The organism is Pedobacter sp. GR22-10 (assembly GCF_026239715.1).
In the GTDB taxonomy this organism is placed as follows: domain Bacteria; phylum Bacteroidota; class Bacteroidia; order Sphingobacteriales; family Sphingobacteriaceae; genus Pedobacter.
This window is the reverse complement of sequence record NZ_JAPIVR010000007.1, coordinates 124,009-138,275: the sequence shown is the minus strand read 5'-3', so window position 1 is coordinate 138,275 and position 14,267 is coordinate 124,009. Positions and strand designations below refer to the sequence as shown.

Here is a 14,267-nt window from a genome sequence, read left to right as displayed (position 1 = left end):
TGGATAATTATAATCCATTTGTCCCTGTCTTTTGTGAAAAATACTCATAATACTTTTTTTAGATTAGAGGGACAATAAAAGCAATATAGGATTTTTCAGGTTAATATTTCGGTTGGTGAGACACCAACCGATAGGAAAAGTTTATGATGGTTTTTATAGACAAGTAAATTTTCCTTCTAATTTTTTCGTTAATTCATTGGTAATTAATCCATCGATAGCAAATGATATTGAAAGTGTTGAGGTTTTGTACGGTGATGCGAGCATCCCTTATGATTTTAGGCCTGTTTCAAGATTTGACGAAACTGAAAGACATATTTATGCTTCTAAAAATGAATATCCATTACAATTTGGATTAAAAATTGCATTTAAAAATGGTATTATAGTTTATAAAGTAATTTCCTTTTAGTGATCGGTTTTTTAAATTAGATTTAAACAAAAACGGCCAATAAATTAATATTGGCCGTTTACTATTAAACTATTTAATTTACTTTTTCTCAGCGGCATATTTGTCGCTAAACTTCTTATCCAGCTGCTTGTGCAAATTATCCAGATTAATATCTCTGCCCTGAATAAAAGCCTGTTCTACTTTGTTGGTTCTCATATCTAGCGCATCACCTGCAGAAATAAAGAATGTAGCGTCTTTGCCTGTTTCAATGCTTCCGGTGGTTTTATCAATGCCCATTATTTTTGCGGCGTTTAAGGTGATGGTAGATAATGCCTTTTCTTTATCTAATCCCCAGGCGGTAACGGTACCCGCCATAAAAGGCAGGTTGCGTTGTTGCCAATAACCATCAATGCTTAATGCCACATTTAAACCTGCATTAGCCAAAATAGCTGCATTTTTATAAGGCATGTTCACATCATCATCGTTATTGTTTGGCAGGGCATGAGGTTGTTTAACCACCAGGCTGATGTTGTTTTCTTTTAAAAAATCGATCACTAGGTAAGCTTCATCAGCACCCGTGATTACAGGCGTAATGCCATATTTCTTGGCAAAGTTAACAGCCGCTACAATATCCTTCTGACTATCAGCTGTCATAAATAATTTTTCCTCACCTGAAAATACTCTTTTCATGGCTTCGAAACGGGTATTAATCACTTCAGGCTTGCCCAAATCAGCATAAGCCTTTGCTTCAGCAAAGAAAGAATTTAACTGATTAATGGAACTTGCTGTTCTTTCGGCCAATGCTTCTGGCGACAATTGCGGTCTGCCGAACCCACCAAAACCACTTCTAAATCGTGGCGTAACCGGCCAGGTCATGTGCATGGCATCATCCTTTCTCAGCGCTGCATCTTCCCAGTTCCAGGCATCCAACTGTACCACTGATGAGCTTCCGGAAATGATTCCGCCTTGCGGAGTAGGTTGCGCCATTAAAACACCATTGCTCCTTAAAGTTGCAGGTACCTTTGAATCGGTATTATAAGCCACAATGGAGCGGATGTGAGCGTTGAAATCACCGATCTCCTGAAAATCGAGGGTTGCTTTCACCGCTTCAATTTCTGTTAATCCTAAATTGGTGGTAGCAGCAATGAAGCCAGGATATACATGTTTTCCGTTGGCAGAAATCTGGGCGACATCACCTTGTGGTACTTGCCCGTTGGCTGTGACAGAGACAATCTTTCCATTACTAAAAATAACAGTGCCGTTTTCGATGATTGTGCCATTGCCAACATGAACGGTTGCACCTGAAATAGCAATGGTTTTGCTTTGTTTTTTAGCTGGCGAAATGTTTGCCTGCGCAATACACATCAGGCTTGTTGCCGAAAAAGCCAGACTTAATAAATAGGTTTTCATATTAGTGTGCATGTTCGTTCTCGGTTAGTTCTGCTGAATAATTTTCTAACGTTTCGCAATTATATAAGCGAGGAGCATCGCCTGTGGGGCGTTGCATTTTTCCACCTTTACTTTTACTTTCCAGCATTTTCTGGATTAAACGTGCTTTTTCTGCTTGTTGAGATTTAATCAGCTGCGCATCTTTTTCAATGTCCCAGTAAGCAATCCCATCAACAAATGTCTTCTCTGCTTTGGCATAAATAGAAAGTGGATTAGCCGTCCAGATCACTACATCTGCATCTTTACCTGCCTTTAAGCTGCCTACCTGATCAGCTATGTGAAGCATTTTAGCCGGGTTCAAGGTTACAAATTTTAATGCATCTTCTTCCGGAACGTTACCGTATAAAACTGATTTTCCGGCTTCCTGATTTAAGTGACGTGCCATCTCTGCATCATCAGAGTTGAAAGCTGTGGTTACACCCACATTGTGCATAATTTTTCCGTTGTAAGGAATGGCTTCAGCCACCTCATTTTTATAAGCCCACCAATCTGAGAAGGTGGAGCCGGCAATACCGTGTGCCTTCATTTTGTCGGCTACTTTATAACCTTCCAAAATGTGCGTAAATGTGTTGATTTTGAATCCTAAGCTATCGGCAACATGAATTAACATATTAATTTCGCTTTGTACGTAAGAGTGACAGGTAATAAAACGTTTGTTGTTCAATATTTCTACAATCGCATCCAATTCCAAATCTCTGCGAACGCTATTGCCTTTAACCGACATGGCTTTTGCATATTCTTTAGCTCGGGTAAATTCATCCACAAAAGTCTGTTCTACCCCCATCCGCGTTACCGGGAAACGGGCACCTGTACCGAAGTTACTTTGCTTTACGTTTTCACCTAAAGCGAACTTGATGAAGCCATCAGCACCGGCAAATTTTAATTCTTCCGGTGATTTACCCCAACGCAGTTTAATTAATTGCGACTGACCACCAACCGGGTTTGCCGAGCCATGCAAGATATGTGAAGTGGTTACACCACCGGCCAGCTGGCGATAAATATTCACATCCTCAGAGTTGATGATGTCGGCAATACGAACTTCTGCAGATACCGATTGTGCCCCTTCATTAATGCCGCCACTACCCGCAATATGCGAGTGTTCATCAATAATGCCGGCAGTGATGTGCTTGCCTGTGGCATCGATTACTTTTGCACCACCAGCCGAAAGGTTTTTACCTACTGCCTTGATTTTTCCGTTTTCTAAAAGTACATCGGCATTTTGAAGAATACCGTCTTTTTCATTGGTCCAAACGGTACCATTCTTAATTAAAACAGTTTCCTGTTTTGGTAATTCTGTAGCACCAAAGGCACCAAAAGGGTAAATTACCGATCCAGCTGCAAGGCTTGGTTTAGGCTCGTCTTTCTTTGGCGTCTCTTTGCCCGCCTCTTTATAAGTCGCCGTAAATTTTCCTGTTGATCCATCAGCCAATGCAGATTCACCTTTAATGGTAATTGGATTTGCAGAAGTGATGTAGCCGCTTAAACGAACATCACCTTTAGGATTTTTCTTTAAATTAAAATTAATGCTGACCCAATCGCCATTTCTGGTGAAAGTGGCTGTAGTTTTAACACTATCTGTACCAGTTCTCTCGATGGCTGCGGTTGACCCACCACCAGTTCCGGTAATTTTTAAGGTTAAGGCACCCACACCATCAACATTCAGATTATAGGTTCCACGAACATCACTTACATCCATTTTATTTACAATGAAACGTTTGCCCTGTACCCAGTTTTCGAAAATGATGTTTCCGTTTTTGAAAAGGTTATCTGATGAAATCAGGAAGTTGGCCACTTTGCCTTTTTCTAATGAGCCAACCTTATCATTGATGCCTAAAAGTTCTGCAGGAATAGTGGTGACTGCTAGTAGGGCTTGTTTTTCAGTTAAGCCATTTTCAATTGCCGTGCGGATATTCGCCCAGAAATCTCTGCTACTTTCTAATCCAAATGCTGTTAAGGCAAATTTAACGCCCGCTTTTTCTAAAACTGCCGGATTAGTAGGTGCCAGTTCCCAGCCTTTCATTTGGGCTAAAGTTAAATTTCTGGCTTCAGCAGGATCTTCCACATCATAAGCTTTTGGAAAAGCCAGTGGAATAATTAAGCTTGCACCTGTTACTTTAACCTCATTAATGCGTTGATATTCGTCTCCTCCGGATTTGATGATGTACTTTTTGCCAAATTCTTTGCCGATTTTATCTGCACGGAGTACGTTTGCCCAACCATCTACCTCAAATATTTGTGGAAGTGCTTGTTGTTTAGCAAACTCATCTAAAGATATATTATATTCCGCTTTTTGCTTGCTATACCACTGGGCATCATAATAGGTTTGGCGCAGTAATGCAATTGAACCCATTAAAGATGTTGGATAATCATTTGATGACGTTCCTTTATTGAAGGAATAATTTGCTGCAGTTTGATCTTTTAGAATTAAGCTGTTGTCCGCATCTTCATTTAAGGTTACGGCTGCAGAAACACCTCTGGCAATCCCATCCCGGTTAATGACGTTAACACTGCCGAAGCCTACTTTACGTAATTCATCAGCTTTTTTGCTGTCAGCAGAAAAAACATTCTTAACATAAGTTTCAGGTCTGATGGCTTCATTCCAGCCATAAGCCCCTTTTTTAGTCGAAACAAATATCGATTGTCTTTGTGCACCAAATCCGCGTGGTTGAACAGCCGCTTCTGTAATGCCATAACTAGTAAAGGCATCAATTAAAGAAGGGTAGATAAATTTTCCTTTCAAATCTACGATCACGTATCCTTTTGGTACCGATAATCCGGCGCCCACCGCCTGAATAGTCTGGCCTTTAATTAAAAGTGTAGCATTTGTTAAAGTTTGGTTGGCATTAACTACGATTGTTGCGTTGGTAAAAGCAAACATTCCAGGCCTGGTATCATATGAACCATTTACAGGAAAGGTAGTTTGCTGAGCAAATACGAATGTAGTAGAAAATACCAGCCCAATGGCGAGTAAAATTTTCTTCATAATAAGTTTAGGGGTTTAATTTTGTTTAAAACTAATATAAATAAGCGTTGAATATGTTCAATAACCTATTTTTTACAATTAATGTCTATTTTTGAGGAAACATATTTGAATTAAAATGTATAGTATCTTAAAATCTGCGCACTCCGGATGGCGCTACATCGTATTAATTTTATTATTGGTGGCTGTTATCAATGCATTATCTGGCTGGTTTGGTAAAAAAACGTATACTGAAGGTAATCGTAAGTTGAATGTATTTACACTCATTAGTGCACACATCCAATTTTTATTAGGACTAGTGCTTTTCTTTTTAAGCCCTTTAACTAAATTGCCAATGAGTGATACCATTGGTAGGTATTTCAAAGCAGAGCATACTTCTATGATGCTTATTGCTATTATTTTAATTACAGTAGGTAATGCTAAATCAAAAAAAGTGGCTGATGCTGTTGCAAAACACCGCACCATCGCTATTTTCTTTGGCCTGGCATTGGTTATTATTATCGTATCGATCTTAATGATGACTAAGAGTATTCCGGGCAGAACATTTTTCGGGGTTTCTTAGTTGGTTTTAACTGCCAAGAAACGCTAAGCTTTTCGCAAAGTAGCGCAAAGGTTTAACCACAGCGCAACTATATATTTACAAAGGGCATAAAGCAAAAGGCTTGGTGCCCTTTGTAATTTAACTCCATTTGCTCCTTGGTTATCATTTAAAATACCAGCTTGGGGGGTTCTTTGAGTTTGTTGTTCCCGACCTTTGCGGTTAAATGTTATCATGCTTAATGATCTTGGTGAACTTCATTGTTAAATCTATTTTTAATTTATTTTCATAAAAATTTCCGTTTTTCAAAATTCTTTATATTTTTGCTCCTCATGATCAACAATATACATACATGGCTTTGGCAAAGTAATTCGAACGAATTGCGCTGGCTGCGTATGAACAAAATATAGTTTATCAACCTAAACCTTATTAAAGAACCATTAAAGCCCGGCGTAGAACCACACGCCGGGCTTTTTATTGTTGAAAAAAATACGAGAATGCAAACCATAAGCCTTACACCATTTTACCTTTATCATGTATAAAATAAATACGACTTACAAAAAAATGCTTGCCGATACCACTACGCCTGTGAGCATTTATTTACGCTTACGTGATGTGTACCCGAACAGTATCTTGTTGGAAAGTTCAGATTACCACAGTAGAGAAAATTCCATGAGTTTTGTTTGCACCGATCCTGTTGCTGGTATCATTTTAAAAGGTTCGCGACTGGAAACTTATTTTCCTGATGGGACGGTTGAAATTACCGAAAGCAAGAACCTGATTGATGAAATAGCGGATTTTAAGGATAAGTTTAAGGAAACAGAATTGCCTGAAATTAAATTTATTTCGAGTGGTTTGTTCGGCTATTTTACCTGGAATGCTGTTCAGCATTTTGAAGATATTAAATTTGTTTCTGAAACACCAGACGGCGAAGAAATTCCGGAAATGCAATATCATTTGTATCGGTACCTGATCGCTATTGATCATTTTAAGAACGAAATTACCTTATTTAAAAATACATTTGATGAGGAAGAAGAGGGTGGCCTTGAAAAAATGGAATACCTCATCCAGAATAAAAATTACCCTGAATATAAGTTCCAGATCAGGGGGGAAGAGTCTTCAAACCTGACCGATCAGGGATTTATGGATTTGGTAGAGAAACTTCAAAAGCATATTTACCGCGGTGATGTATTTCAGATCGTTCCTTCCAGAGCATTCAAACAGGCTTTTTCTGGTGATGAATTTAATGTATACCGTTGCCTGCGTTCGATAAACCCATCGCCTTACCTGTTTTATTTTGATTATGGCAATTTCAAGCTGTTTGGTTCTTCACCGGAGGCACAGATTACCATCAAAAACAATTCAGCTAACATTTTCCCCATCGCAGGAACCTTTAAACGTAGCGGAAACGATATTGAAGATGCAGAACAAGCGAGAAAATTAGAGCAGGATCCGAAGGAAAGTGCCGAACATGTGATGCTGGTTGACCTAGCCCGCAATGATTTGAGCAGGCACTGTAATCGGGTGGAAGTGAAGTCTTTTAAAGAAGTTCAATATTATTCGCACCTGATCCACCTGGTGAGTAAGGTAAGCGGGCATTTACAGGAAAATGTAAGTGCTTTCAAGGTCGTTGCAGATACTTACCCGGCCGGAACGTTAAGTGGTGCACCAAAGTACAAAGCCATGCAGCTGATTGACGAAAATGAAAAATTGGGGCGGAATTTTTACGCCGGTGCCATTGGCTTTATGGGTTTTAATGAAGATTTTAACCATGCCATCATGATCAGAACTTTTATGAGTAAAAACAATGAACTGCATTACCGTGCAGGTGCAGGCATTGTGGCAGATTCTGTTCCTGAAACAGAAATGCAGGAAGTGAATAATAAAATTGCAGCCTTGCGGAAAGCAATTGAGATGGCAGCAGGTATCTAGTTTGGAGTGAAAGAAGAAATTACAATGGAAAATATAGATAAAAAAACCGTACTGGTCATTGATAACTATGATAGTTTTACTTATAATCTAGTTCATTTGATCAATGAGGTGGGCTATGAAGCTGTAGTATGGCGAAATGATAAATTCGATCTGGCAGATGTTGCCCGGTATGATAAGATTTTGCTTTCTCCGGGACCAGGGATACCTGAAGAAGCCGGGTTGCTGCTGGATGTAATCAAAACCTATGCACCAACAAAAAGTATTTTTGGCGTATGTTTGGGGCAACAGGCAATTGCAGAGGCATTTGGAGGTACCTTGCTGAATCTGGGCAGGCCCATGCACGGCATTGCAACACCTGTAACAGTGGTAGATGGTGATGAACCTTTGTTCTGGGAATGTCCCCAAACAATCAATGTTGGCCGTTACCACAGTTGGGTGGTGAGCAAAGAAAACTTTCCGTCGTGTTTAAAAATTACGGCCAGGGATCATAAAAGTGAAATAATGGCGTTAAGACATGAAACGTTAGATGTGCGGGGAGTACAGTTTCATCCTGAAAGTGTATTAACAGAGCATGGTAAACAAATGATGGAGAATTGGTTGACTTCTTAAAAGGTCTTTGTCATTGTTTGTATCTCGTAATGACAACTAAAATTTAAAAAAAAATGAATATTTTAGATAAAATCGTATTACGAAAAAAAGAAGAAATTGCTGATGCAAAGCAGTTAATTTCTGTACAGGATTTAGAAAAGGCAGTTCATTTTAAAAGGACTCCTCATTCATTCAAAGAATTTTTGCTGGCTGAAGATCGTACAGGAATTATTGCAGAGTTTAAGCGCCGTTCGCCGTCTAAAGGCTTAATTAACGGCGTTGCTGATGTGGCTGAAGTTACGCAGGCTTATAATCGGGCAGGTGCCTCTGCACTTTCTGTGTTAACTGATGTAGACTTTTTCGGTGGTAAAACCGATGATATACTGGCGGCCAGGGCTGCAAATGATATTCCTATTCTGCGGAAGGATTTTATGATTGATGAATATCAGATACTGGAAGCAAAAGCCTGGGGTGCCGATATCATTTTACTAATTGCGGCGATTTTAACGCCAAAACAGATTAATGATTTTGGAAAATTTGCACATGATCTGGGTTTAAATGTTTTGTTGGAAGTGCATAACCTCGAAGAATTAGAACGAAGCATTTGTCCGAACCTGGATGCCATTGGTGTAAATAACCGGAACCTGACCGATTTTACAGTTGATATTCAAACTTCTTTTAATCTGGTGAACAAAATCCCTAATGAATTTTTAAAGATTTCAGAAAGTGCCATCAGCGATCCGAAAACCATCAGCGCTTTAAAGGCTGCCGGTTTCCATGGTTTTTTGATTGGCGAAAATTTCATGAAAACTTCCGATCCCGGAGCTGCAATAAAAGAATTTATAGCACAGATTTAATGCTGCTAAGTTTTATGCCACAGATTTTCATAAATTATTTTTAATCTATGAATCTGTGGCACTTTTATGTATAAGAATGGCTTTCCAAACAATCATTAAACGCTGTTGTTAGATAGAGGAATAAGCTCTAATATTTAACCAACAAATTTCGTTTATGCAGTATCTCGACCACTTTTTTGGTTACCCCATCCCTTTGTTATTAAAAAATGTGATTATTGGTTGTATTGCCATTTTATTGGGAATCATTATAAAATTTATAATCAGTAAAACCTTCATTCTACTTTCACGCTGGTGGGATTCTATTGTCATTAAATCTACCATCAAACACCTTAAAAGGCCGGTAGCGGTATTTATACCTTTATTGCTGCTCAATTTTTCGCTGGATTTAATGGTAATGCCTGCCAAAGTCAGGGTGCCGGTTGAAAAGATGCTCGAAATGGCACTTACGGTAACATTTTCCCTCATTCTAATCCGATTAATTAATGTACTCGAAGATTTTTTATTTTTAAAATATGATCTTAACAAGGAGAATAACTTAAAGGAAAGAAAGATTCGTACGCAATTACAATTTATCAGGAAATTTATTGTTTCACTGATCATTATCGTTACCGCCGCCATCATTTTATTGAGTTTCGAAAGTATGCGTAAAATAGGTGCTGGTTTACTTACAGGTGTAGGAATTGGTGGTATTATCATCGGTTTCGCCGCACAAAAATCTTTAGGGAATTTACTGGCTGGTTTCCAGATTGCATTTACACAACCCATACGTATTGATGATGTTTTAATTGTAGAGGGAGAATGGGGACGAGTGGAAGAAATAACATTGACTTACGTGGTCGTAAGTATCTGGGATCAAAGGAGGTTGATTTTGCCCATCACTTATTTTATTGAAAAGCCCTTTCAAAACTGGACCCGTGTATCAGCTGATTTGCTTGGAACGGTTTTCCTGTATATGGATTATACGATTCCAATTGAACCACTTCGGCAAGAACTGACCAGGCTTTTAACCAGCAATCTGCTTTGGGATAAAAGGGTAAATGTGGTTCAGGTGACGGATACCAATAAAGATGGTTCCATCGAAATCAGGTTTTTAATGAGTGCCTCAAATTCTTCAAGGGCTTTTGATTTACGCTGTAATGTTAGGGAAGCAATGATAACTTTCATCCAAAATAACTATCCTGAAAGTTTACCAAAAACAAGGCTGGAGTACAAAGATAAATTTGCAGGTTTATAGAATCTTCAGAGTCTATGATGTTTCTTAGGTAAAAATATCCTCAATTCTAATGAGAATAAACTTTTCTATAGAAAAAATTTATAGAAAGGTTTTTGACTTGCAATGCAATCTTGAATTTATATCGACCATGTGTAAAATTAAACATTTGTGTATGCTTTTTTAAGCGGTTAAATTGATAGATTTTGAAAAAAAAGGCAAGAAATGTTCGGAAAGTATGATTTTAACTACCTGTAAACTGGTATATTTTGGGTTGAAATGAGCTTTTGGCATTTAATTTGGATTGGTATTTTAAGAAATTAAAAACTAAAAAATCTATGAAAAAATTTAAACTGCTGTTATCCCTTTCCCTAATTTTAGTAACAACATTTTTGTTCTCTTGTAAAAAAGACGAAACTACACCAACTGATCAAAATACCTATCCCAGAAAAGTATCTGTAGAATATAGAATCACTTCGCCGTCTGGCCTTACAAGTTTATATAGCATTGTAAGAAGAAATGCAACAGGAGCAACAGAATTGTTTAGTGATCAAGTACTTCCTTATTCTTACAAGTTTGATATGACTGTTAAACAATTTGATGCCTTATTAATCAGTGGAACGTCAAACACTGGCGGTACAATTGAATGTGAGATTTTTGTTGACGGTAAGAGTGTTGATAAAAAATCTGGTAGTGGAAATACCTTAACGGATATTACTTCAACTTATGTATTTCAATAATTAAATTTAAAATAAATTTATGCACAAAAGGCTTTCTTGTTTTATTAAGAAAGCCTTTTTTAATACATTTTGTGCTTAGTTTTGTTTTCCTTTTATAGATCTATTATTTAAACATCCCCTTCAGCTTCGCCAGTTTCTCCTGCAAATCACCATCAGCATCTTTTATTTTCGGTTGTGGTTTTTCAGCAAAGTTACGTGCTCCTTGCTCCTTACGCTTTGCCACTTGTTCTTTGCTCCTTAGTCCATGTGGCTTAGGACTAAGCTCCGTTTTCATCGATAAAGAGATCCGTTTACGTGCTGCATCAACTTCCACTACCGTTACTTCTACTTTTTGATGAACTTTAACGATGTCATTTGGGTTAGCCACAAAACGATTCGCTAATTGACTGGTATGTACCAAGCCGTCCTGATGGACACCAATATCAACAAAAGCACCGAAATTAGTAATGTTGGTTACAATTCCCGGCAGCTTCATGCCTGCTCTTAAGTCAGCAATTTCATTAATACCATCTGTAAAGCTGAATGCTTCAAAAGCTTCACGTGGGTCACGGCCCGGTTTTGCCAATTCCTTTAAAATATCATTCAAAGTAGGTAAACCGATTTCATCCGTTACATATTGTTGTGGCTTAATCTGTTTCTGTAATTGCGTATCTTTGATTAAAGCCGAAACAGTTGTACCTAAATCCTTCGCCATCTGGTCTACAACAGTGTAACGTTCAGGATGAACGCCACTGGTATCCAAAACATTTTCGGCATTGCGGATACGGAGAAACCCTGCTGCCTGTTCATAAGCTTTATCGCCTAAACGGGGAACTTTTTTCAAACTTGCCCGGTTCTTAAAAGCACCATTTGCGTTTCTATAATCTACAATATTCTGCGCCAGTGTTGGTCCGAGGCCGGAAACATAAGCCAGGATTTGTTTAGATGCTGTATTTAATTCCACACCAACCGCATTTACGGCACTGATTACGGTATCATCTAAACTGGCCTGTAACTTACTCTGATCTACATCATGCTGGTACTGGCCTACACCAATCGATTTTGGATCAATTTTGACCAGTTCAGCCAATGGATCCATCAAACGGCGACCAATGGAAACTGCACCCCGCACCGTAATATCCTGGGTAGGGAATTCTGCTCTGGCCACTTCCGATGCAGAATAAATGGACGCACCGCTCTCATTTACCATTACAATGGTCACCTTTGGAAGGTTTAAACCGCGAATAAATGATTCCGTTTCCCTGCCTGCGGTTCCGTTTCCAATGGCAATGGCTTCAATATGGTATTTTTCGCAAAGCTGTTTTATCGTGGCTTCGGCATTTTTTACATTACCTTGTCCGGTATGCGGATAAATAGCTGTATTTTCTAAAAGCTGACCTTGTTTATCCAGACACACCACCTTACAGCCGGTACGAAATCCAGGGTCAATGGCCAATACTTTTTTTTGTCCCATTGGGGCTGCCAGCAGGAGTTGGCGGGCATTTTCCGCAAAAACTTTAATGGCTTCTTCATCGGCTTTTTGTTTGGTTAGCACCCGAAGTTCGGTTTCCATGGCTGGCTCAAGCAGGCGTTTGTAACCATCTTCCAATGCTTGCCGTACTTGCTGTGAAGCGACATTCTGGCTGGTAATGAACTGATTTTCAAGGATTGCTATGGCATCTTCAGCAGGTGGCAAAGCATCTAATCTTAAAATTAATTCTTTTTCACCACGCCGCATGGCTAAAACCCGGTGAGAAGCAGCTGTTTTAACAGGTTCAGTCCAGTTAAAATAATCTTTATACTTAATGCCTTCTTCTTCCTTTCCTTTTATCACTTCCGTTTTGAAAACAGATTTCTCCTGGAAATAGCTACGCATTTTAGTCCTGGCATCCACATTTTCAGAAATGATTTCAGCGATAATATCTCTGGCTCCGGCCAATGCTTCATCAAGCGTATTCACACCCTTTTCCGCATCAATAAATTTGTTGGCTTCTGCATTCAGATCAAATTTTTTCTGATCAAGAATTTGTAAAGCCAAAGGTTCCAGACCTTTTTCCCTGGCTACTGAAGCACGGGTTTTACGTTTAGGTTTGAAAGGCAGATAAATGTCTTCTAAAAGTGAAATGGTTGCTGCTTCGTTGATTTTTTTTTCAAGTTCAGGTGTTAACTTTCCGAGCTCGGTCATTGATTTTAAAATCGCTTCACGACGTTTGTCCAGGTCCCGCAGTTGCAAGGCCCTATCGCGAACAGCTGCTACTTCAACCTCATCCAGGCTTCCGGTTAATTCTTTACGGTATCGTGAAATAAAGGGCACTGTTGCACCTTCATCCAGTAAGTTAATGGTGGCGGTTACCTGTTTTTCTGCAATGTTTAATTCTGCAGCAATTATTTTATGATGGGCTAACATATATTGATCTCAATATTAAAGGAGCAAAGCTAAACAGGATTTACGGGATTTACGGATTTTTGGAATTAAGTTTTCCACCGAAAAATGTGGGAAAATTTTTAGTACACTTATCTTTTTTGATTAGCAACTGATCGCATTTATAGTTGCTCTTGCTTTTTTGCGAATGTTATCTTCAATCCAGTTTAAGTCGCTTAATCTTTGTGGTCATTTATGGGTGCAAAGTGTATAAATCGATTATACATGAATGCTTTGGTTTACAGCCTATATTAACTTTAATGAAATAAAAATGGTCTGTGTGACACAGACCATTAATGATTTAATACAACAAGAATATGGTCGGTTTTTTATGAAGGTCAATTTCCTCCTTGCGCCAGTTGTAAACGCTTTGAGTTTTGATGTATTCATCTTCAGAAGTTAAATTGCTGGCCACACAAACCTGCGTGTTTGGTTTGCAGCTTTTAAGCACTTCTTCAAATAACTGGTTATTGCGAAAAGGTGTTTCAATAAAAATCTGTGTTTGTTTATAACGGCTGGCAGATAAATCCAGATCTTTGATGCGCTTGGTACGCTGTTCCTTATCAATAGGTAAATATCCCCAGAAAGCAAAGCTCTGTCCATTAAAACCAGAAGCCATTAAAGCCAGTAATATAGAACTGGGGCCAACCAAAGGCACTACTTTAATTCCACGTTTATGCGCTTCAGCTACAATGTCTGCTCCCGGATCTGCAATGCCGGGGCAACCTGCTTCACTCATTAAACCCACATCTTTACCTGCAGCAAGCTCTACAAAAAACTGACCCAAATCGGTACGGTTATGTTTTCCATAATCATGAACGATTAAATCTTTCTGGGGTGTTTTCAAACCAGCTTCCTTTAAGAACCGGCGGGCTGTTTTGCTATTTTCTACAATATAGGTATCAATCTGGTTAATGGTCTCTACCAGATAGGGTGTAAAAGTTTTATGTGCTGCCTCTTCTGCCAGAGGAACAGGAATAAGATATAAGGTGCCGTTTTGCATGGTACAAAAATACTTACAATAAATAGGATTTAAGTTCTAAAGTTTACGGTCACTACGGTATAATCTTTTTTATAAGTAAAGGTGTAGCAAATTTTATTTCACAACGACTGCTTTTTAGCACAATTATGTCGCGCTTAAAACGTTAAATAAGAGTTAAATACAGCTTAAACAGGCGTATTCCCAT

General features: G+C 38.7%; 11 protein-coding genes. 7 read left to right on the top strand and 4 right to left on the bottom strand.

Annotated elements, in window-relative coordinates; all coding sequences use genetic code 11:
• The first annotated feature begins 115 nt into the window (after nucleotides 1-115).
• Nucleotides 116-406, top strand: a complete 291-nt coding sequence (locus OQX64_RS21500) for a hypothetical protein (RefSeq protein WP_265820303.1) — start codon at nucleotides 116-118, stop codon at nucleotides 404-406.
• Nucleotides 407-484: 78 nt separating this feature from the next.
• Here the strand turns inward: OQX64_RS21500 and OQX64_RS21495 are convergent, their stop codons facing one another.
• The gene (locus tag OQX64_RS21495; protein ID WP_265820302.1) at nucleotides 485-1,795 is read right to left on the bottom strand and encodes an amidohydrolase family protein; all 1,311 of its coding nucleotides are present in this window, start codon (nucleotides 1,793-1,795) and stop codon (nucleotides 485-487) included.
• Between the two features lies 1 nt (nucleotide 1,796).
• A complete protein-coding gene (locus tag OQX64_RS21490; RefSeq protein WP_265820301.1) occupies nucleotides 1,797-4,817 on the bottom strand; it encodes an amidohydrolase family protein in 3,021 nt (1,006 codons plus the stop codon).
• 115 nt (nucleotides 4,818-4,932) lie between these two features.
• On the opposite strand from OQX64_RS21490, the gene OQX64_RS21485 reads away from it, so the two are divergent.
• From OQX64_RS21485 to OQX64_RS21460, 6 genes are all read left to right on the top strand, one after another.
• The gene (locus tag OQX64_RS21485; protein ID WP_265820300.1) at nucleotides 4,933-5,376 is read left to right on the top strand and encodes a cytochrome B; all 444 of its coding nucleotides are present in this window, start codon (nucleotides 4,933-4,935) and stop codon (nucleotides 5,374-5,376) included.
• A 510-nt stretch (nucleotides 5,377-5,886) separates the two neighbouring features.
• Complete coding sequence (locus OQX64_RS21480) at nucleotides 5,887-7,284, top strand: anthranilate synthase component I family protein (protein WP_265820299.1); 1,398 nt, start codon at nucleotides 5,887-5,889, stop codon at nucleotides 7,282-7,284.
• 24 nt (nucleotides 7,285-7,308) lie between these two features.
• Entirely contained in the window at nucleotides 7,309-7,893 is a 585-nt protein-coding gene (locus OQX64_RS21475) for an anthranilate synthase component II (RefSeq protein ID WP_088302515.1), read from the top strand.
• A gap of 53 nt (nucleotides 7,894-7,946) precedes the next feature.
• Nucleotides 7,947-8,729, top strand: a complete 783-nt coding sequence (trpC, locus tag OQX64_RS21470) for an indole-3-glycerol phosphate synthase TrpC (protein WP_265820298.1) — start codon at nucleotides 7,947-7,949, stop codon at nucleotides 8,727-8,729.
• A 154-nt stretch (nucleotides 8,730-8,883) separates the two neighbouring features.
• Nucleotides 8,884-9,963 (top strand): mechanosensitive ion channel family protein, encoded by a 1,080-nt coding sequence (locus OQX64_RS21465; protein WP_265820297.1) that lies wholly within the window; start codon nucleotides 8,884-8,886, stop codon nucleotides 9,961-9,963.
• A gap of 314 nt (nucleotides 9,964-10,277) precedes the next feature.
• Nucleotides 10,278-10,679: a hypothetical protein gene (locus tag OQX64_RS21460; RefSeq protein WP_265820296.1), complete on the top strand. Its 402-nt coding sequence runs from the start codon at nucleotides 10,278-10,280 to the stop codon at nucleotides 10,677-10,679.
• A 103-nt stretch (nucleotides 10,680-10,782) separates the two neighbouring features.
• On the opposite strand, the gene OQX64_RS21455 is transcribed toward OQX64_RS21460, so the two are convergent.
• The gene (locus tag OQX64_RS21455) at nucleotides 10,783-13,065 is read right to left on the bottom strand and encodes a Tex family protein (protein WP_265820295.1); all 2,283 of its coding nucleotides are present in this window, start codon (nucleotides 13,063-13,065) and stop codon (nucleotides 10,783-10,785) included.
• A gap of 316 nt (nucleotides 13,066-13,381) precedes the next feature.
• Nucleotides 13,382-14,083, bottom strand: coding sequence for an SAM-dependent methyltransferase (locus tag OQX64_RS21450; protein ID WP_088302521.1), 702 nt, complete (start codon nucleotides 14,081-14,083; stop codon nucleotides 13,382-13,384).
• Nucleotides 14,084-14,267: the final 184 nt, after the last annotated feature.